Source organism: Myxococcus sp. CA039A (genome assembly GCF_013336645.1).
GTDB lineage: Bacteria > Myxococcota > Myxococcia > Myxococcales > Myxococcaceae > Myxococcus > Myxococcus llanfairpwllgwyngyllgogerychwyrndrobwllllantysiliogogogochensis.
In genome coordinates this window covers 15911-36993 of sequence record NZ_JABUMQ010000069.1, presented here as the reverse complement: position 1 = coordinate 36993, position 21083 = coordinate 15911, and the positions used below count along the sequence as shown (strand labels likewise).

8 protein-coding genes are annotated in these 21083 nt (G+C 67.3%); 6 read left to right on the top strand and 2 right to left on the bottom strand.

Translation table 11 applies throughout. The annotated features are described in order from the left end of the window. Window positions 1-113 precede the first annotated feature (113 nt). The 6 genes from HR086_RS14100 to HR086_RS14075 all read left to right on the top strand — a co-directional run bounded on the left by HR086_RS14100 (window position 114) and on the right by HR086_RS14075 (window position 19349). Entirely contained in the window at window positions 114-5681 is a 5568-nt protein-coding gene (locus tag HR086_RS14100; protein WP_174465889.1) for a type I polyketide synthase, read from the top strand. Continuing rightward, the gene (locus HR086_RS14095; protein ID WP_174465888.1) at window positions 5678-12256 is read left to right on the top strand and encodes a type I polyketide synthase; all 6579 of its coding nucleotides are present in this window, start codon (window positions 5678-5680) and stop codon (window positions 12254-12256) included. The genes HR086_RS14100 and HR086_RS14095 overlap by 4 nt, the downstream gene beginning before the upstream one ends. Beyond that, window positions 12253-13764, top strand: coding sequence for a condensation domain-containing protein (locus tag HR086_RS14090; protein WP_174465887.1), 1512 nt, complete (start codon window positions 12253-12255; stop codon window positions 13762-13764). Before HR086_RS14095 ends, HR086_RS14090 begins: the two co-directional genes overlap by 4 nt. Continuing rightward, window positions 13761-14819: a Rieske (2Fe-2S) protein gene (locus HR086_RS14085; RefSeq protein ID WP_141649502.1), complete on the top strand. Its 1059-nt coding sequence runs from the start codon at window positions 13761-13763 to the stop codon at window positions 14817-14819. Before HR086_RS14090 ends, HR086_RS14085 begins: the two co-directional genes overlap by 4 nt. Window positions 14820-15272: 453 nt before the next feature. Then, window positions 15273-16919, top strand: a complete 1647-nt coding sequence (ffh, locus tag HR086_RS14080; RefSeq protein ID WP_174463054.1) for a signal recognition particle protein — start codon at window positions 15273-15275, stop codon at window positions 16917-16919. 246 nt (window positions 16920-17165) lie between these two features. Then, complete coding sequence (locus HR086_RS14075; protein WP_174465886.1) at window positions 17166-19349, top strand: Ig-like domain-containing protein; 2184 nt, start codon at window positions 17166-17168, stop codon at window positions 19347-19349. Between the two features lie 14 nt (window positions 19350-19363). On the opposite strand, the gene HR086_RS14070 is transcribed toward HR086_RS14075, so the two are convergent. Both HR086_RS14070 and HR086_RS14065 read right to left on the bottom strand, forming a co-directional pair. Next, window positions 19364-20464 carry a TIGR04552 family protein gene (locus tag HR086_RS14070; RefSeq protein WP_174465885.1) on the bottom strand — a complete coding sequence of 367 codons (1101 nt, stop codon included), beginning with the start codon at window positions 20462-20464 and terminating at the stop codon, window positions 19364-19366. Window positions 20465-20579: 115 nt separating this feature from the next. Further along, a complete protein-coding gene (locus HR086_RS14065) occupies window positions 20580-21071 on the bottom strand; it encodes a toxin-antitoxin system YwqK family antitoxin (protein ID WP_174465884.1) in 492 nt (163 codons plus the stop codon). Window positions 21072-21083 lie beyond the last annotated feature (12 nt).

The window sequence follows — 21083 nt, the reverse complement described above, 5'->3', positions numbered from 1 at the left end:
CCTCGTCCCCACCTCCCATTCCGCACGCCCAGGAGATTCAGGGCATGTCGGACCAGGAGCTGGAGGCGCTCATCACCCATGAGTTCCAACTCGTTTCCCGTTGAGGCAGACCCATGACGGTTTCCTCCCCTCCCCGCGAAGTCCCCACGCCGCTTCAACAGGCCGCCATCGCCCTGAAGGAGATGCGCTCGCGGCTGGACGCGCTCCAGGCGGTCCAGGAAGAACCCATCGCCATCGTCGGCATGTCCTGCCGCTATCCAGGCGGAGCCAATGACCCCGCCAGCTACTGGCGCCTGCTGCACGAAGGGCAGTGCGCGACGCGCAAGGTGCCGCTGGAGCGCTGGGACGCGGACGCGCTCTATGACCCGGACCCCGACCGGTTCTGGAAGATGTACACGCGGTACGGCTGCTTCGTGGACCAGCGCATCGACCTGTTCGACGCGCCGTTCTTCAACATGTCGCCACGCGAGGCGGCCATGTTGGACCCGCAGCAGCGCCTGTTGCTGGAGACGAGCTGGGAGGCGCTGGAGAACGCGGGCATCGCTCCGGACCGGCTGGGCGGCAGCGCCACCGGCGTCTACGTGGGCGTCATCACCGGCGACTACGGCCGAGTCCCCTTCCAGCGCATCGACCCGCCCGACCTGCCGTACATGGGCACGGGCAATGACATGAGCTTCGCCGCGGGTCGGCTCTCGTACGTGCTCGGCCTGCAAGGCCCGAGCATGGTCATCGCCACGGCCTGCTCCTCCACGCTGGCGACGACGCACCTGGCCTGCCAGGCCCTGCGCGCTCGTGAGTGCGACCTGGCGCTCTCGGGGGGGGTCAGCCTGATGGTGTTCCCGGACACCAGCATCGTCCTGTCGAAGATGCGCGCGACGGCGCCGGATGGTCGCTCGAAGACGTTCGATGCGTCGGCGGATGGGTTCGGCCGTGGCGAGGGCTGCGGGATGTTGGTGCTCAAGCGCCTCTCCGACGCCGTGCGCGCGGGAGACCCGGTGCTGGCGCTGGTGCGGGGCTCGGCCGTCAATCACGACGGGCAGAGCGGCGGAATCACGGTTCCGAGCGGCCCGGCGCAGGAGAAGCTGCTTCGCAAGGCCCTGGCCTCGGGGCGGCTGTCGCCGCGCGACGTGGACTACCTGGAAGCCCATGGCACGGGGACGCCGCTGGGAGACCCGATAGAGGTCCGCGCCATCGACGCGGTCTTCGGTCCCGAGCGAGCGCCGGGCGCGCCGCTCCTCATCGGCTCGGTGAAGACGAACATCGGTCACCTGGAAGCAGCGGCCGGTGTCGCGGGCATCATGAAGCTGGTGCTCTCGCTCCAGAACGAGGAGCTCCCCGCGCACCTGCACTTCCGCACGCCGAACCCGCAGGTTGCGTGGGACCCGGCGCGCATCGCGGTGACGACGGAGCGCACGCCATGGAAGCGTGGCACGCGACCTCGCATCGCGGGAGTCAGCAGCTTCGGACTCTCTGGAGTCAACGCGCACGTCCTCATCGAGGAGGCCCCACTCGCTGTCACACAGCAAAGAGTGCCGGAGGCACCGGTGCCCGGTCCCGAGCTGCTGGCGCTGTCCGCACGAAGCGAGGAGGCGCTGCAGGAGCTCACGCGGCGCTACCTCACCTGGAGGCAGGGGCCGGGCAAGGACGTTCCGCTTGCGGATGTCTGCTTCACGGCCGCGACGGGGCGCGCATCATTTCCGCACCGGCTGACGGTGCTGGCCTCCAGCGGAGCGCAGCTCGACGAGCGACTCCAGGCGTTCACCTCGGGTCAGCGACCTTCAGGGGTGAGCGCGGGAGTGGTGCCCACGGGAAGGAAACCCCGGGTCGCCTTCCTGTTCACGGGTCAGGGCTCGCAGTACGTCGGCATGGCGCGCGAGCTGTATGCCCATGAGCCCCGCTTCCGCGAGGTGATGGACCGGTGTGACGAACTGCTGCGCTCGCATCTGGGCGTCTCTCTCCTGTCGGTGCTCTACCCATCCGCGGGAGAGCCGGGTGACAGCACGTTGCATGACACGGCGTACACGCAGCCCGCGCTGGTGGCGCTGGAGGTGGCGCTCGCGGAGCAGTGGAAGCACTGGGGCGTCGAGCCCTCAGTGGTGATGGGACACAGCGTCGGGGAGATTTCAGCGGCGCATGTGGCGGGGGTGCTGTCGCTGGAGGACGCGCTCCTGCTGGCGGCAACGCGCGGAAGGCTGATGCAGGAGCTGCCACGCGTGGGGGGCATGTTGGCGGTACGCGCACCCGAGGAGCGAGTGGCGGCCCTCGTCGCCGCGCATCCCCGGGAGCTCTCCATCGCCGCGGTGAATGGGCCCTCGGAAGTGGTCATCGCGGGCAGGAGCGAACGGCTTCGGGTCGTCGGGGAAGTCCTCCAGCGAGAGGGCGTGGAGGTCAAACCCCTGAACGTCTCCCACGCGTTCCACTCACCGCTGATGGAGCCGATGCTCGACTCCTTCGAGCGCATGGTGGCGAAGCTCCGACTGCGCCCACCCGAGCTGCCGCTCATCTCCAATCTCACCGGCGCCTTGGTGCGCGACGAGCCGACGACGCCGGCCTACTGGCGTCGCCATGTCCGGGAGCCCGTGCGTTTCGCGGCGGGCCTGCGTGCCCTGCACGCGAAGGGGGCGGACCTCATCGTGGAGCTCGGCCCCACCCCCGTGCTGCTCGGAATGGGGCGCACCTGTCTGCCCGACGAGCGCCTGGTGTGGCTGCCGAGCCTCCGCAACGGGCACTCGGACGTGGAGCAGATGCGCGCGAGTCTCGCGGAGCTCTGGGTACGCGGAGCGTCAAGTGGGCTCACGGGGATTGCGACCCACGGCCGGCGCTCACGGGTGCCCCTGCCGAACCAGCCGTTCCAGCGCAAGCGCCACTGGATGAAGCTCAAGTCCGCGAGGAGCGAAGAAGAGCAGGCGCGGCATCCGCTGCTCGGACGAAGGCTGAACTCCGCGGCTCGGGTCATCCAGTTCGAGGGCGAACTGAGCACCGAGTCTCCCGCCTTTCTCGCCGACCACCGCGTCTACGACTCGGTCATCGTCCCGGGTGCGACGTATCTGGAGATGGGCGTGGCAGCGGGCCAGGAGGTCTTCGGCCAGGGCGCGCTGAGTCTCGAGGACGTCCGCTTCCACAAGCCCGTGCGGCTGGAGGAAGGCGAGCCGCGCACGGTCCAGGTCCTCGTCACGCCGGACGACGGCGAGGGCGCGCGCAAGGGCATCTTCGAGGTGCACAGCCTGTCCGACGGAGCTTTCACCCTCCATGCCTCGGGGCGATTGTCTTCGACAGAGAAGCCCTCAGCCTCGCTGCATCAGGATGTCACGATGCTCGCGAGGCGCTGCGCGGAGGAGGTCTCCGTCGCGGACTTCTACCGGCGCATCGGTGAGCACGGCATCGACTACGGGCCGCTGTGCCGAGCCGTCACGCGCTTCGGCCGAGGAGGACAGGAAGCCTTCGGACAGCTCACGCTCCCGGACGCGCTCGAAGCAAGCGAGCACGTGTTGCATCCCGTGCTGCTCGACGCCTGCTTCCAGGTCCTCGGCGCCGTGTTTCCCGAGGGGCCTCCAGGCAGCATCTACCTGCCCGTGGGAATCGGACAGCTGCGGGTCCACGACAAGCTGGGGCGTGAGGTCTTCGTCCACGCGCGACTCGATGGTGGGCCGGATTTGGGGCAGCGCGTCCACACCGCGCACTTCACGCTCCTGGCGCCCGACGGCCGAGTCCTCGCGGAGCTGGAGCGACTGGAGTTCCAGCAGGCACCGCGTGAGGCCCTGCTCGGGAACTCAAAGCGGGTGCCACGCGGTTGGATGTACGAGGTGGCGTGGCGTCCTCTACCCCTGCCGCCCGCCACGGGCACGCCGCCTCGCGAGCGGTGGCTCATCGTCGGTGACACGGGTGGACGGGCCACGGATATCGCACGCCGCCTGCGCGCCTCGGGGTCGGACTGCATCGTGGCCCTGCCAGGAGAAACAACAGGCCCCGAGGACACCGGGACGCGACATGTGGACCTGACGCTCGCGGCAAGCGCGAGGAGGCTGCTCACGGAGGCGGGGCCCTTCACGGGGATGCTCCACCTCGCGGCGCTGGACGTGCGTGCGGCGCGAGACGGAGAGCCCGACACGTTCGCCCGGGACTATCGAAGCCTCCTGGGAAGCACGCTCCACCTCGTGCGAGCGGCGGCCGAGACAGGCGTCAGTCCCCGGCTGGTGCTCGTCACGAGAGGCGCCCAGGCGACGCAGGGAAACCCCCTTCCAACGCCCGTGCAGGCGTGTCTGTCCGGCCTGGGCAAGGCCATCGCGCAGGAGCACCCGGAGCTGCGGTGCCTGCGAGTGGACCTGGACCCGGCGCAGGGAACGGACGGGGTCGAGGCACTCGTCGCGGAACTCCAGCAGCGAACACCCGAGGACGAGGTCTGCCTCCGAGGCGGCCAGCGACTCGTGTCGCGACTCGCGAGGAGCGCCGAGGCAGCGGACGGCACCACGACACTCAAGCTCCGTGGCGACGCGACGTACCTCGTCACGGGCGGGCTCGGCGGACTGGGCCTGAAGCTCGCGGGCCGCCTGGTGGAGCGTGGCGCCAGGAATCTGGTGTTGCTTGGCAGGCGCGCCCCCTCGTCTGAAGCGAGGGACAGCCTGCGCGAGTTGGAAGCACGAGGTGCGCGCGTCGTCACCTTGCAGGTCGACATCTCCGTGGAGGCACAAGTCACGGAGCTGCTCGCGCGCCTCGCGAACACGATGCCTCCGTTGCGCGGCATCGTCCACGCGGCGGCGGTCCTCGACGACGGCATGCTGTTGCAGCAGGACCTGGAGCGCTTCGAGCGAGTGCTGGGCCCCAAGGCGCTCGGCGCGTGGCATCTCCACCGTCACACGTTGGGACAGCCGCTGGATTTCTTTGTCCTCTTCTCCTCGGTGGCCTCGCTACTGGGGCAGTCAGGGCAGGCCAGCTATGTGGCCGCCAACGCCTTCCTCGACGCGCTGGCCCATCACCGTCACGCATCGGGCCTGCCGGCGCTCTCCATCAACTGGGGCCCCTGGTCCGAGGTGGGCGTGGCCGCGACGGAGCGGGTGATGGAGCGAGTCCGCCGCATGGGCGTCACCCCCATCAGTCCCGAGCAGGGGCTCGCCGCCTTCGAGCAACTGCTGGGTCAACGAAGGCCCCAGGTGGGAGTCGTGGCCATCGGCTGGCAGTCGATGGGGCGGCTCGCCGCGGCGCCGTACTTCTCGGAGCTCGCGGGAGTGACACCCACGGGCGGCGCGACGGGCGCGGACTTCCTGCGCCGCTTCGAGAGCGCGCCTCCCGGTGACAAGCCTCGACTCCTGCGGGAGCACATCGCCTCGGTGGCGACGCGGGTGCTCGGGCTAGATGCGAGCCGTCCGTTGGATCCGGAGCAAGGCCTCTTCGAGGCGGGCATGGACTCGCTGATGGCGACGGAGCTGCGCAACGCGCTCCAGCGGACGCTGGGCCGCTCGCTGCCGGTGAGCCTCATCTTCGACCACCCGAGTGTCCAGGCCCTATCGAATCACCTCGCGCGCGAGCTGGTGCCCGCCCCCGAGGCGCAGGAGGTGTCCGCGGCCCCGCGAGACGCCGAGCTCGAATCGTTCTTGATGGAGGTCAATCAGATGTCCGAAGCCGATGTGACCGCGGCGCTCGCCGCCGGGCGGTCCAACGAAGCAGGGCCCCGAGGTGACCGATGAACGCGCATGAACTGGCCCAGATGAGCGCGACGCAGCTCGCGTATGCCGCCAAGCAGCTTCGCAACAAGATGGGGCTCGTCCCGGCGGAGCCCATCGCACTCGTCGGAATGGGTTGCCGCTTCCCTGGGAACGTGGACAGTCCGGAGGCGTACTGGGAGCTGCTCGCGGCGGGGCGCGACGCCGTCACCGAGGTGCCCTCGGACCGCTGGAGCCTGGACGCGCTCTACTCGCCCGTCCCCGGCACGCCGGGGAAGATGTACACGCGGCATGGCGCCTTCGTGAACCAGGTGGACCGGTTCGACCCGCTGTTCTTCGGCATCTCTCCGCGTGAGGCGGTGCTGATGGACCCGCAGCAGCGTCTGCTCCTGGAGACGAGCTGGGAAGCGCTCGAACACGCGGGGCTCTCGCCGTCGAGGCTGAGGGGCACGGCCACCGGCGTGTTCGTGGGCATAATGCACCGCGACTACGCCTACCTGGTGCACGCCTCCGGCGAGATTGACTCGCACACCGGCTCGGGCACGGGCCTGAGCGTGGCGGCGGGACGCATCGCCCATCTGCTCGCGCTGGAAGGTCCCACGCTCGTGGTGGACACGGCGTGCTCGTCCTCGCTGGTGGCCTTGCATCTGGCTTGTCAGAGCCTGCGCAACGGAGAGACCGACGTGGCGCTGGCCGCGGGCGTCAACCTGATGCTCTCGCCGATGAGCACCATCGTCGAATGCCAGATGCGGATGCTCTCCGCGGAGGGACACTGCAAGACCTTCGACGCCAGGGCGGACGGCTTCGTGCGGGGCGAGGGCTGCGGCGTCGTGGTGCTCAAGCGCCTGTCGGACGCGCTCGCGGACGGTGACGAAGTCATCGCGGTGCTTCGAGGCTCCGCCGTCAATCACGACGGCCACAGCAGCGGTCTGCTGGTGCCCAACGGCAGCGCCCAGGAGCGAGTCATCCGCTCCGCGCTTCGCAACGGTGGCGTGGAGCCCTCGCAGATCGACTTCGTGGAGGCCCACGGCACGGGGACGGCGCTGGGCGACCCCATCGAGGTCGAAGCGCTGGGCCGCGTCTTCCAGGACGAGCGTCACCGTGAGGAGCCGCTCCTCATCGGCTCGGTGAAGACGAACATCGGGCACACGGAAATCGCGGCCGGCATGGCGGGGCTGATGAAGGCCGCGCTGAGCCTCCAGCACCGGCAGATTCCCAAGAACCTGCACTTCCAGACGCCGAACCCGGAGATTCGCTGGAACGAGCTGCCCGTGTCCGTCGTCACGGAGCGGCGCGACTTTCCCGGCGGCCCTCGGAACTTCGTGGGAGTGAGCTCGTTCGGTTACAGCGGGACGAACGCCCACGTGGTGCTGGAGGCCGCGCCCATCACCGAGAAGCGCGCCACGCCCTCCGAACCGGGACGAGAACACGTCCTGGTCCTCTCGGCGAAGACCGCCTCGGCGCTGTCGACACTGGCCGGGAGCTACACGACCCACCTGACGCGGAACGCGGAGCAGGACGTCTCCGACGTGTGTCACAGCGCGACCGCGAGCCGTTCCACGATGCCCTACCGCCTCGCCGCCGTCGCCACCTCGGGTGACGAACTGCGTGCGCAGCTCCAGGCGTTCTCGAGTGGCAATCCCATCGACGGGCTCATCGTCTCCGAGGAGGCCGCGTCGCGCGCCGCGCAGGTCGCCTTCCTCTTCAGCGGACAGGGCTCGCAGCACCTGGGCATGGGGAGGGAGCTGTACACACGAGAGCCGGTGTTCCGCGCGGCGATGGACCGGTGCGCGAGCATCCTGGCACCGCATCTTCCGAAGCCCCTGCTGGAGGTGCTGTTCGCCGAGGAGGGCAGCGGCTCACCTCTGGAGCAGGCGGTATTCACCCAGCCCGCCATGGTGGCGCTGGAGGTGTCCCTGGCCGAGCAGTGGAAGGCCTGGGGCGTGGAGCCCTCCGTCGTGGTGGGGCACAGCCTGGGGCAGTACGCGGCCGCGTGCGTGGCGGGCGTCATCAGTCTTGAAGACGTGCTGCCGCTGGTCGCCCTGCGTGGACGACTGATGCATGAGCTGCCACCGGGGGGCGAGATGGCCTCGTTCCTCGCGCCCTACGCGAAGGTGGCGGCGGCCATCGAGCCCTATCGCGAGCGACTGTCCATCGCGGCCATCAATGGCCCCACGAGCACGGTCATCTCCGGTGCGAGTGAAGCCGTCAACGCGGTGGTGGAGGCCCTGGCGGCGGAGGGAATCCAGGCGAAGAAGCTCAACGTCTCGCACGCGTTCCACTCGCCCCTGATGCATCCGATGGTCGACCGCTTCCGCGAGCACCTCTCCCGGGTGCGGCTCAACACGCCGAGGCTGCGCATCGTCTCGGACATGACGGGCCAGCTCGTGGAGGGTGAGCTGTCGGAGCCGGACTTCTGGTGCCGGCACCTGCTCCAGCCCGTCAACTTCGCGCGAGCGGTGGAGTCCATCCACGCGTTGGGTGTGCGGAACTTCGTGGAGGTGGGCCCCGCGAGCGTGCTGCTCGGCCTCGCGCAGCGGTGCATTCCGGAGGACGGCGAGTCACGCGAGTGGCTTCCGTCGCTGCACACGGGCATGGGGAACCGTCGACGGATGCTGGAGAGCCTGGCCACGCTCCACACGCGCGGAGTCCCCGTCGACTGGTCGCAGGTACACGGGAAGACGTCTCGTGGGCGGGTGCGCTTGCCCACCACGCCCTTCGAGCGCGAGCGCTACTGGGTGGAGACAGGTCCGGAGACTGCTGGCGCGCAGCCTCTGCCCTCCCAGGCGGGAGTGCTCCATCCGCTGCTCGGCCGGCGCGTCGAGCTGGCGGGTTCGAGCGATGTGCGCTTCGAGGGAGCGCTCGGCGCCAGGGAGCCCTTCTTCCTCGACCACCATCGCGCGGCGGGCACCGCGCTGTTGCCGGCGGCGGCCCATGTCGAGCTGGCACTGGCCGCGGGTCGCATCTCCAGCGTTCCGGGTGAGAAGCCGCTGGAGCTGCTCCAGCTCACCTTCGAGCGGCCTGTCGCCCTGCCGGAGAAGGGCGCCGTCGTCCTCCAATCGACGCTGGTGAAGGAGGAGGGAGCGACGCAGGTCCTCAAGGTGTTCATGCGTCGGGAGCAAGACCGGGTCACCACCTGGGAACAGGTGGCCACGGGGCGACTCGGAGCGGCGTCACCGTCAAAGGCAGCGGGCGAGTCCCTGGCGTCCCTGCGAGCGCGGATGACGGAGGCCATCGCGCCCGCGGACTACTACGCGCATCTGGCCAGCGGAGGGCTGGTGTACGGGTCGATGTTCCAGGCACTCCAGGCCATGTACGGCCAAGAGGGCGAGGCCCTCGTGCGCATCGTCCTGCCGGAGGGACTCAAGCTGGAGCCGTACACCGTGCATCCAGTGATGTTGGACGCGTGCTTCCAGGCGCTGGGCGTGACGTTCCCCAAGCGCAAGGACGTGCCCTATCTCCCCGCCGGTGTCGAAGGGCTCCGACTCCACGCGCCGATGGAGCGAGAGGTCTGGGCAAGTCTCCAGCGTCGCCAGGAAGGCGTGGAGGCGATTGCATCGCTTCGAGTGTTCAGCACGGATGGGCGACTGCTCGCGGAGGCGGAGCGACTGCGCTTCCGCCAGGTCCGACTGGAGGCGTTGCTGGGCCAGGGTGACAAGCTGCTCGAGGAGTGGCTCTACGCACTCGAATGGCACCCCGCCCTGCCCCATGGGCGCCGCGTGCCCCCATCCTGGATTCCGACTCCGAACTCGCTGCGTGACGCGGTCCTCCCCCAGTTGGAGGCCTTGTCCGGGCGCGAAGACCTGGCGGCCTACGGCGTGTTCCTCCAGGAGCTGGAGTCGCTGTGCGTCCCCTACGTGCTCCAGGCCATGGAGCGACTGGGCTGCGACCTCACGCCGGGCACGAGCTTCAAGGCGGATGAGCGTGCCGCGCGGCTAGGGGTCGTTCCGCTGCACCAACGGCTGTGGCGGCGACTGCTCGAGATGCTCACCGAGGAAGGCCTGCTGCGAACCACGGGAGAGACACTGGAGGTCGTCACCTGTCCGGCGCCCATGGACGTCGCGGCGCGCATGGCGTCCCTGGCGGAGCGTTACCCGGCGCATCGCTCGGAGCAGGCGTTGGTGCAGCGTTGCGGCGAAGGACTCGCGGAGGCCCTGTGGGGGCGCTGCGACCCGCTGGAGTTGCTGTTCCCCAAGGGAGACATGGAGGTCGCGGCCAGCCTGTACCGTGACTCGCCAGGCCCTCGGGAGCTCAACGCGCAGGCGAAGACGGCGCTCGCGCAGGCTGTCTCGCGATTGCCCGCGGAGCGCACGATCAGGGTGCTGGAGATTGGCGCCGGCACCGGTGGCACGACGGCCCTGCTGTTGCCCGAGCTGCCCGCGGAGCGCACCGAGTACGTCTTCACGGACATCTCACCGCTCTTCCTCCAGCGAGCCGCACAGGAATTCCGCGCGCATCCGTTCGTGACGTACCGGACGCTGGACATCGAGAAGGACCCGGCCACCCAGGGCTTCGAGGCCGGCGGCTTCGACATCATCGTCGCGGCCAACGTCCTGCACGCCACGGAGAGCTTGAAGGAGACGCTGAGAAACGCGCGGCGGCTCCTGGCGCCCTCGGGGATGCTGCTCGTCGTCGAGGCCACGTCCAAGCGGCGCTGGGTCGACCTCACGTTCGGCCTGACGTCGGGCTGGTGGCGTTACACGGACACGGACCTGCGCCCCACGCACCCGCTCATCTCGAGCGCGGGGTGGAAGACGCTGTTCGCGCAGGAGGGCTTCTCCGCGAGCGCGGCGCTGGCGAAAGAGGAGCACGAAGCCAGTCTCCAGGCGGCGGTCATCCTGGCTCGACTGCCCGACGAGGACGCGCGCGCCAGCAGGCGGCAGTGGCTCATCGTCGCGGACGAACGAGGCACGGGATACAGGCTGGCCGAGCGACTGGAAGCCCGAGGCGAGCTGTGCGCGGTGATCTCCGGCACGGGGGCCACCGTCGCGGACTTCTCCCAACTGTTGAAAGAGCTCGCAATCACGCAAGCCCCCACGCACGTCGTCCACCTCACGAGCCTCGACTCCTCGGGACCGGACGACATGGCGCAGCTCGATTTGGAGGCGGCATACCGCAATGGTTGTGGCAGCGCGCTCGACCTGCTCCAGGCGCTGCTGGCCACTCGGCTCTCTCCCGCGCTGAGCTTCGTCACCCGAGGCGCGCTCGACGTGCTGGGGGATGGAGCCCCGGGCGTCGCGCAGTCACCGCTGCACGGCCTCGGGCGAGGCATCGCGATGGAGTACCCCAAGCTGGGAGGCACGGTCATCGACCTGGACCCCCGGCGCGATGACCTGGAAGGGCTGGTGACGGAGTTGCTTTCGGAGCGCTCCGACGAGCAGGTCGCCTTCCGGGACGGCATCCGGCGCGTGCCTCGCGTCATGCGGCATTCGCGGATGGAGTCGGAGGTGCCCTTCCAGTGCCGTGAAGATGGGACGTATCTCATCACGGGCGGACTCAACGGACTGGGCCTGCTCACGGCCCGACTGCTCGTGGAGCGTGGGGCCCGTCACCTCCTGTTGCTTGGACGCGGGGCCCCGACAGCGGCGGCCTCGGAGCAGCTCCAGGAGCTGGAGAGCGCGAATGTGCGCGTCGTGGTGGCCCGCGCGGATGTGTCGCAGGAAGACGCGCTTGCCAGGGCCCTGGTGTCGGGGCTGGAGGGCATGCCTCCGTTGAGAGGGGTCATCCACTCCGCGGGAGCGCTCGACGACGGCATCCTCGAGCAGCAGACGCACGCGCGCTTCAAGAAGGTGTTCGCGGCGAAGGTGCTCGGCTCGTGGAACCTGCATCGACTGACGCTGGGACAGCCGCTGGACTTCTTCGTCCTCTACTCGTCCATCGCCTCGCTGCTGGGGAACAGCGGTCAGGCGAACCACTCCGCGGCCAACACGTTCCAGGACGCGCTGGCCCATTACCGACGCGCCAAGGGCCTGCCCGCGCTGACCATCAACTGGGGCGCCTGGTCGGAAGTGGGAGCCGCGGCGAACGAGCGCGTCCAGGAGCGACTCGCCGACCGGTGGATGAATCCCATCCGTCCGGCCCAGGGGCTCGCCGTCCTGTCGTCGCTGCTCTCGGCGAGCGCCGCGATTCAAGTGGCGGTCATGCCCATCGCCCGAGGTGGCTTCGAAGTGCAGGGCGCGGTGCCGCTCTTGCTGTCCGCGCTCGTCGCACGGGAGGGCGGTGGTGGTGCGAAAGCCTCGGCGCGGGACGACGCATTGCTCCGCAAGCTCTCGGAGGTCTCCCCCGTGGAGGCTCGCCGGCTGCTGGTGACCGAGCTGCAGAAGCGGCTGTCCAAGGTGCTGCGCATCAAGAATCCATCGCGGCTGGCGCCCGAGCGGCCCCTCACCGAGCTGGGTCTCGATTCGCTGATGGCCATCGAGCTGAAGAACCACCTGATGAATGCGCTGGGCGTGGACCTGCCCATCGCGAAGTTCATCGACGGCGCCAGCCTCCAGGAACTGGCGGAGCTCACCCAGCAGCAGCTCACCGTCAATCAGCTCGCGTCGACGCAGGCGCTGACGGCGGACTCCACGCCGGGAATGAGTGAGCTGACCCTATGAACCTGGAGCAGCTCCTCTCCAGCCTCACGGAGCGCCACGTCCAGCTCTGGGCGGAGGGGCAGCAACTGCGCGTCCGAGCAAAAGAGGGCGTCGTGGACGCGACGCTCCGCTCGGCGCTCGTGGAGCACAAGCCGCGCTTGCTGGAGCTGCTTCAGCAGGCGCGGGGGGCGCCGGAGTCCATTCGACTGGAGCCCTTGCCTCGAAACGGGCCACCGCCGCTGTCTCTCACCCAGGAGCGTCTGTGGCGCGCCGAGGTGAGGGAGCCGGACCTCGCTCCGGCCCACATCGCCACCTTCGCCATGCGGCTGGAGGGGCCGCTCAACCGGGATGCGCTCACGCGTGCCGTGGCGACGCTCGTCGAGCGCCACGAGGTGCTGCGGACGACGTTCGAGCTCCGGGGAGACACCCCCGTCCAGGTCATCGCGCCACCGGGGTCTACCGCAATGGAGCCCGTGGACCTGTGCGCGCTCGACGCCGAGGCGCAGCAGGAAGCACTTCGCCGCCTCCTTCACGACGAGCATCGGCGGCGAATCGACCTGGCCCGAGGCCCGCTGTTCCGAGCCTGGCTCCTGCTCCTCTCCGAGCAGCGCCATGTGATGGTGCTGATGATGCACCACACGGTGGTGGACGGCGCATCCCGGGGAGCGCTGGTGCATGAGCTGACGGTGCTCTATGCGGCCTTCCTCGCGGGCGAGCCCTGTCCATTCGCTCCCCTGCGACTCCAGTACGCGGACTACGCGCGCTGGCAACGGCGATGGGTCCAGGAGGAGGTCCTTCCACGACAGCTCGGGTACTGGAAGCAGCAGCTTGCGGCCCCGCCGCCTCGGCTGGAGTGGCCCACGCGCTCGAAAGGAATGGAGCAGCGGCGCTACCACGGTGGCTCCGTCGACTTCAGCGTGGAGCACGAGGTCGTCGAGCGACTACGGGTGGTGGGACAGCAGGCGGGCAGCACGCTCTTCATGGTGCTGCTGTCCTCGCTGTACGTGCTCCTCGCGCGAGCCTGTGGCCAGCGAGACCTGCTCATCGGCACGCCCGCCGCACATCGGGGCCACACGGACCTCGAGCCGCTCGTCGGGACGTTCATCAACACACTGGCGCTGCGCCTGCGCCCCGAGGGCGCACCGAGCTTCCTGGAGCTGCTCGCGCATGCACGAGCCGTGGCGCTCGGCGCCTATGCCCATCCCGACGTTCCGCCCGAGGCCATTGGAGGCCCGACGCCCAACGTGATGCTCGTCCTGAAGGGCGTCGCGCCCCAACCCGAGCTGTCCGCGCTCGAGGCGACCCCCTTGGCGCTCGCGCACGACACGGCGCTGCTCGACCTCACGTTGTATCTGGAAGAGACCCCGACGGGGCTGCGTGGAGAGCTCATCCACGACAGCGACCGAATCGACGCGGACACCGTCATCGGCTGGGCCCGAGAACTCCAGGCCCTGCTGCGCGCCTTCGCCGAGGACCCACGGCAGTCAGTCTTTCCCCACCCCCACCGCCACCCCCAGAGGAACCCATGACGGCATTGATGCGCCCCGCCACCGAACCCGCAGTGCGCGACTCGCGGCCCATCCTCGAAGGCCCCGGCATCGGCTATCACCAGAACTGGTATGCCGTCTGCCTTTCGAGGGAACTCAAGCCCGGCAAGATTGTCGGCCGTGGGTTCCTGGATGGAAAGGTGATTGCCTTTCGAGGGAAGAACGGCAAGGCGCAGGTGATGAGCGCCTATTGCAGTCATATTGGCGCGGACCTGAGCATCGGCGACGTGATTGGCGACGAGGTGCGCTGCCCTTTCCACCATTGGCAGTACAACCAGGAGGGCGTCTGTACCCACATCCCCGTGGGCTGCAAGATTCCCGACCGCGCCCGCATCCAGACTTTTCCCACGGCGGAGAAGTGGGGAATGGTCTGGGCCTTCAACGGCGAGAAGCCGCTGTTCGACGTGCCTGGAGTACGCGGCTACGAGGAGAGCGACCTGCTGTACGGCGTCAAGGTGCATGAGGCGGGCTTCCCCGTCCCACCCTGGGTGATGGTGTGCAACTCCCACGACTACCAGCACCTGCACACGCTGCACGAGCTGGGCATCATCGAGGGACCCATCAACATGAACAGCTCGGACTACGTCCTCGAGCACGACGTCCACTACACCACCCGTGATGGGTTGAAGGTGGAGAACTGGAACCGGGTGACAGGCACCAACACGTTCTCCGCCATCTCCCGCACGCCCTCGGGCCCCATCTTCGGCATGTTCACCGGCACGCGCATCCCAGGGGGTGGAACGCGGGCCTACCTGCTCGCGGGAGTGCCTCGAAAGGAAGGCAAGAACAAGGGCCGGCCGCCGACCCGCACGGAGCAGTTCGCGCTCGTGAGCGGCACCATGATGAGCTTCCTCAAGGACGCGCCTCGCCTGCTGCGTGCCGCGAAGTTCATGCAAGCGTTCCTCGATGACGACGAGGGTGTCCTGCAGACCATCCAGTTCCGCCAAGGGGTGATGGTCGAAGCGGACAAGACGCTGCTCGGCTTCCTCAAGTACGTCCGTGAGTATCCCAAGGCGGACCTGCTCTCCGCCGCCTGAGCACCAGGCCCCTGGCTCGTCCAGGCGCGACCGTGTGGCGGAGGGATGGACTTCGCCCCTCCGCTCGGCGGCGCACCTGGCCCAGGGCGAGTCCCGCCTCGCGACGGCTGGGCTCCGAAACGCGCCCCCTTGCCCCCCAGTCCTGCATCCGGGCGACAGGGGCAACCGCCTTCGCGCGGGAGGAACCCCCAAGGGACCCGGTGTATCCGCGCCTGCCCGAAGGGTGGAGGCTCGGTCCGGCGGACCCGGGGGGCACTTCCCCCATGGGGTCCCCGGCGGGTGCCTTCCGGGGGCCAGGGATGCGCCAACCCCTCAAGAGCGTTGATGAATTCGGGGTCCGTGCTCCAGGCCGCCCCGGGCAGGCGGGGCCGGGTGCCCGGCTCTCCACTCTTCGACGTCCGGGATGCGCTCCACGGTCGCATCCCACCTTCCCCCTGTTATAAAGCGCCCCCCATGCTTGAGACCGTCACCAAGGGCTTCCGCGCCGCCAAGAACCGCCTCGCCGGCAAGAGCGAGCTCACCCCCGAGCTGGTCGACGAGTCGCTGCGCGACATCCGCGTCTCGCTGCTCGAGGCCGACGTCGCCTTCGATGTGGTGAAGAAGTTTGTCGCCCGCGTCCGCGAGAAGGCCGTGGGCGAGCTCGTCCAGACGACCATCACCGATGCCTCGGGCCAGAAGCGCAAGGTCAGCCCGATGGACCACTTCATCAAGATCTGCCACGACGAGCTCGAGGCGCTGATGGGGCCGGTCGACACGAGCCTGAACCTCAAGCCCAAGGGGCAGCTGTCCGGCATCATGATGGTGGGCCTCCAGGGCTCCGGTAAGACGACGACCACCGGCAAGCTCGCCAACCGGCTGCTTCAGCAGGGGCGCAAGCCGCTGCTCGTCGCCGCGGACATCTACCGTCCCGCCGCCGTGGATCAGCTCAAGGTGCTGGGTGAGCGGCTCAAGGTGCCCGTCTACCACGAGCCCGGCGTGCAGCCGCCCGAGCTGGCGAAGCGAGGTTATGCCGCCGCTCGCGAGCAGAAGTGCGACGTGGTGATCATCGACACCGCCGGTCGGCTCGCCATCGACGAAGCGCTGATGAACGAGCTGGAGTCCATCAAGACCAACGTCCACCCGGACAACATCCTCCTGGTGTGTGACGCGATGATTGGTCAGGACGCGGTGCGCACCGCGGCCGAGTTCGACCGGCGCCTGAGCCTGGATGGCTTCATCCTGACGAAGCTGGACGGCGATGCTCGCGGCGGCGCGGCGCTCTCCATCAAGGAAGTCACCGGCAAGCCCATCAAGTTCCTCGGCATGGGCGAGTCGATGGACAAGCTGGAGGAGTTCCGCCCGGAGGGCCTCGCCGGTCGCATCCTCGGGTTCGGCGACATCGTCGGCCTGATGAAGGACTTCGAGAAGGTCGTCGACGAGAAGAAGGCCGAGGACGATGCGCGCAAGCTCTTGTCCGGCCAGTTCTCGATGAAGGACTTCGTCGAGCAGATCCGCATGGTGCGGAAGATGGGTCCGCTCAAGGACCTGCTGGAGAAGTTCCCCCTCTTCGGCGACCTCACCGACCAGCTCAACCCGGACGAGAAGGAGCTGACCAAGATTGAGTCGATGTACGACTCGATGACGGCGAAGGAGCGCCTGCGTCCGGACCTCATCAACTCCAGCCGGATTGGCCGCATCGCGAAGGGCAGCGGTCGCAAGCCGGAGGACGTGCGCGAGCTGCTCCAGAAGTTCGGGATGATGCAGCAGGTGATGGGGACCATTGGCCAGAACCCGGGCCTCCTCGGCCGAATCCCAGGCTTCAAGCAGCTGGGTCAGCTGTCGCAGATGCGGAACATGGACCTCTCCAGCATGTTTGGTGGGGACCCCAAGATGATGGAGAAGATGATGAGCGGCGGCATGCCCGGCATGGGGATGCCCATGCAGTTGCCGCAGGTGGCCCCTGGCTACACGCCTCCCATGGGGCAGGCCGCCATGGCGAAGGCCCGCCTCATGGGCTACGCCCCGCCCGCCGCGAGTGGGAAGCCCGAGGACCGCGACGCCATCAAGGAGCGCCGCAAGCGGGAGAAGGACAACAAGAAGAAGAACCGGAAGAAGAAGTAGGACCGAGGCCTCGAGGTCCACGACGGTGAAGCCCGTGCTGCTCGGAGGAGTCCGAGAGGCGCGGGCTTCTCGTTTCACGGGGTGTGGCGGTTCGCGGGATGGAGGTCCGGGATGGCGGACGGGCTGCCGTGAGGGCAACTGGCCAGCTCACGCGGGCCTGACGCGGCCGTGATAGGCATCTGGGTGCCGGGCCAGGCACTCGTGACTGTGCCTGGCTGTGGAACGCCCTCTGCACTGACGCCCTTCATGACGAACCGACTTCGCCTCTCCGTCCCCCTCGCCGCCGTCGTCCTTTTTTTGGGGTGCATCGATGTTCCGGACATCGTGGACCCGCCCGAACCGCCTGATGCGGGAGGTGGCGCCACCGATGGAGGCACCACACAGGATGGTGGCGGGACTCAGGCTCCTGATTTCGAACTGGAGGTGAGCCCCACGGAGGACTCGGTCCTCCAGGGTGGAGCAAAGAGCTTCCAGGTCCAGCTGGTTCGCAGGCAGGGCTTCAGTGGGAGTGTTTCGGTTGCACTCGTAAACCCGCCGCTGGGAGTCTCGGCGCCAGCGGTGACCATTCCGACCACTGGCAACCTCGTGACCTTGAGCGTCAGTGTCGCAACAAGCGTCGCCACAGGTCCGGTGGCCCTCACCGTGAGAGGACTCTCGGGGGCACTCATTCGGGAGCGAGTCGTCTCGTTGACCATCATCCCCCTGGGAGACCTGGCGGTGGCGTGGGTATCGCCGTCCGCGTCTCACAGTGCCGTCAACGGCACGCTCGAGGTGGCGATTGCCGTGGAGGGAGGGCAGCCGGAGACAGTCGAGTTGATGAAGGGGAGCACCGTGCTCACCACGTGGACGGCCCCGCCATATACGTACCGCTGGGACACGGGAAGCGAGCTCGAGGGAGAGCACTCGCTGACGGCCCGCGCGACCCGCGCAGGAGGGACATTCACGAGCGTCCCCCGTACGGTGGTGGTGGACCGGGCAGCGCCGCAGGTCGCGACGTGGATGCCCACACGAGGCGCGACTCAGGTGAGCGTCCGTGCGGCGGTCCAGGCGACCTTCAGTGAGCCTCTGAAGGCTTCGAGTGTGACGACCGCCAATGTGGGGCTCACTGGCAATGGCGGGGTCGCCATCCCTGTTTCCCTGGAGGTGTCAGCGGATGGCCGCACGCTCACGCTCATGCCCCTCTCACCGCTGCCCGTGTCGAACACCGTCAGCGTGGGACTGGGTACGACCGAGAATCCCATCACGGACCTGGCGGGCAATTCCCTGGCGACCTCGGGGGCATGGGCCTTCACTGTCCCCTACTGGCTCCCCATGGGCGGTGCCATCAGCGCGTATCCCGGCAATACTTCCGCAGAGAACGTCGTGATGAAGATGGGGACGGACGGTGCTCCCGTCATTGCGTGGTCAGAGTCCGATGGGACGACCAAGAACATCCAGGTCGCGAGATGGGATGGCTCGAACTGGCAGCCTCTCGGATCTTCTTTGAGCGCCGTGCCCGAAAATGGCACGCACACAGGACGGCCAACGCTATCTCTGGATGGAACAAACCACCCCACTGTCATCTGGGAGGAACTGTCGTCGAATGGGAACCAGAAGAATCTCCATGGTCGACGATGGTCTGACACCCAATGGATTGCGCTTCCGGAATTCCCTGCCCTTGATTCCAGCGAGTATGCGGCGCGTGACAGGGCCTCGGCTGCAATAGATGGAACTGGGAAACTCCATGTGTACGCTGACTTTTACGACGGAATCCGCAACCAGATTTCGAGCTTCAACCTTCTGCCGGGAGGCACGGGTTGGACTGACTCCCAGCCCTCGTTCCCCAGCGAAGAACTCCAACGATGGCATGTCGCAATAACGACCTATGGCCCGACCTCCATCTTCGCCGCGTACACAGCCATCATTGGTTCCCAGACTTCAGAATATCGCGGCATCACCGTCCTGAAAAATCATAACACCCCCGTTGGGTCTCCCGTGATTTTCAACCCCGACCACAGCACTGCGTCGGCACCTTCGATTGAGGTGGATGGAGCTGGCAATCCGTATATCGCGTGGGTCGAGGCGCCCAAGACGAGCACGAGTGGCGACATCTTCGTGGCCCATCACAATGGGACCACGTGGAACATCCTGGGGAACAGGCCCAGTGGAAGCCTCACCTCGAACGAAGCCCCCTCTCTTGGTATCGACTCACAGGGACGCCCCGTCGTCGCATGGAGTGGATTCACCTCCCCTGAACGAACCATTGTCGTCAGCCGATGGGAAGGAGAGCAGTGGATGAGGATTGGCCCCCCACTCAGCGCCCGCCAGGGAGCAAGCACGGGCGGCTTCAATCCCTCGTTGGCATTCGATTCCAACGGCCATCCCCTGGTCGCGTGGCACGAACTCAATGGGCCGTCTTCTGACGTTTTCGTCTTCAGCTACAACCAGTGAGCCCACCTACAGCGTTATTGCCCACGCTTTGGAACCACGAGTCCCTGACTGAGGCGCTTGAGTACTCGCTTCTTCTGGCGGCGCTTGTAGGCCTCATGCGAGTTCTCACCCAGTTCGTTCTGGCGAGCCGTTTCCGCGTCGACAATCTGGAATTCCACCAATGAGATGACGACGCGGCCTTTCCGAGGCCGCGTATCCTCTTCCGGCAGTGGCAGATAGGCATCCATTCTCACCGGAATATCCACGACGAAGTTGAGTGCCCGGTAGCTGCTGCCAGAGAAGGCATTGCCGCTTCGGTCTTCTCTGTCCTCGTAATTCCTATCCAGGTGGAGATTCGGAGTGAACTGCTCGAAGTGCGGGTACTCCCCCAAGACACTCTTAAAGGGAAGCAATGTGTTTTCGGTCTGACCCGGGACCACGAGATGGAATGGAAACAGTCGTTGCGTGAGGTAGTACAACACAGGAAGCAGATCTTCTCGCGACCGGGTCACCACACGAAATCGTGTGCGGTCATAGACTTGAGCCGCCACGGTTTCCTTCTTCGCGAGGAGTTTGGTCACCAGCGAGTCCTGCGTCTTGATGGAGTGTGCGAACTCCACCACTGGCAGCCCCTTCTCGTGCATCTCCCGAGCAACGCTCAGCACCTTCTCCGTCACCAACTCAGCCAGCTCCGCCTCGGAAATCGCAAGACGGAAAAGCAGGTCTCTTCCCTCGATGTGCTGGATGACGTGCATCACCTTCAACACGACGCAAGCGATGCGTCTGTGCCGCGCATTGCCCTTGGCTCCAGAGGCCAGGAGGAAAAGGTCGTGAATCTCCTCCGGCTTGGCGACCGAATCAGCCACACGGTAGTTGAAGGTCTTCCGGAGGTAGTCCACTGCCTCCGACAACACCTGGCGAGCCCAGGCCTCATCGTAGGGTCGGGAAACATCGAGCTGACAGAGCCGGAGGAACCGGTCGACTTCGTCCCGGGCCTGGAAGTGCATCCGACGCCAGTCGATGACCGAGCCCCCTCGCAAGATGAGGCGGATGCGCTCGAGCTCGCGGAGCCCCATCTCCGCGACCGTGCGGATAGGGATGTCGGGAAGAACGGGGGTTAGCGTTGGAGCCTTCACGTCAGAGCTTCCTATCCGAGCAAGCTGGTTCGGGAAAGGCTTCTAGAGAAACAAGAAAGGCCCTCTCTCCGGAGTGGAGGGAGGGCCTTCAGGACTGCTGGTCAGCGCCGAGGGGCTACTTGGAGGCCAACGGCTTGTCTGCCAAGTACCGGACCTCGGAGGCCTTCTGGCCATCCTCGGTGTAGGTCGCCTCGACGCCCTCACGCTTCCCCTTCACCCACGACTGCTCCAGCTTCTTGGCTCCATTCGGGTGAAACTCAACCCGCTTGCCATGATAGTCGTTGTTCTCGAACTGGGTCTCCCCTGTCTTGACGCCATTCGCGTCATAGAAGGTCCAGTGCCCCGAGCGGAAACCATCCTTGTACTGGCCTTCTGACTGCTTCTTGCCGTTCGCCCAGAAGTCCACATACGGACCATGCCGCGCGACGTCTTGCGGGGTCGAGCCCACCTTGACACAAAAGACTCCCATGTCCTTGCTCACCCGCTCGCCCTTCTGCACGGTGCCAACAGGGCATTCGAGGCGGACTTCGCGACCAATGGCCGAGTTCTCAGCAAAGGCCTGCGTTGCAATAGCAGCCACACACAGTGCAGCAAAACGATAGCTCATCGCGGTCTCCTT

Coding starts and splice junctions, on each gene's coding strand:
- HR086_RS14100 (WP_174465889.1), top strand. CDS start 114: ATGACGGTTTCCTCCCCTCCCCGCGAAGTCCCCACGCCGCTTCAACAG.
- HR086_RS14095 (WP_174465888.1), top strand. CDS start 5,678: ATGAACGCGCATGAACTGGCCCAGATGAGCGCGACGCAGCTCGCGTAT.
- HR086_RS14090 (WP_174465887.1), top strand. CDS start 12,253: ATGAACCTGGAGCAGCTCCTCTCCAGCCTCACGGAGCGCCACGTCCAG.
- HR086_RS14085 (WP_141649502.1), top strand. CDS start 13,761: ATGACGGCATTGATGCGCCCCGCCACCGAACCCGCAGTGCGCGACTCG.
- ffh (WP_174463054.1), top strand. CDS start 15,273: ATGCTTGAGACCGTCACCAAGGGCTTCCGCGCCGCCAAGAACCGCCTC.
- HR086_RS14075 (WP_174465886.1), top strand. CDS start 17,166: ATGACGAACCGACTTCGCCTCTCCGTCCCCCTCGCCGCCGTCGTCCTT.
- HR086_RS14065 (WP_174465884.1), bottom strand. CDS start 21,071: ATGAGCTATCGTTTTGCTGCACTGTGTGTGGCTGCTATTGCAACGCAG.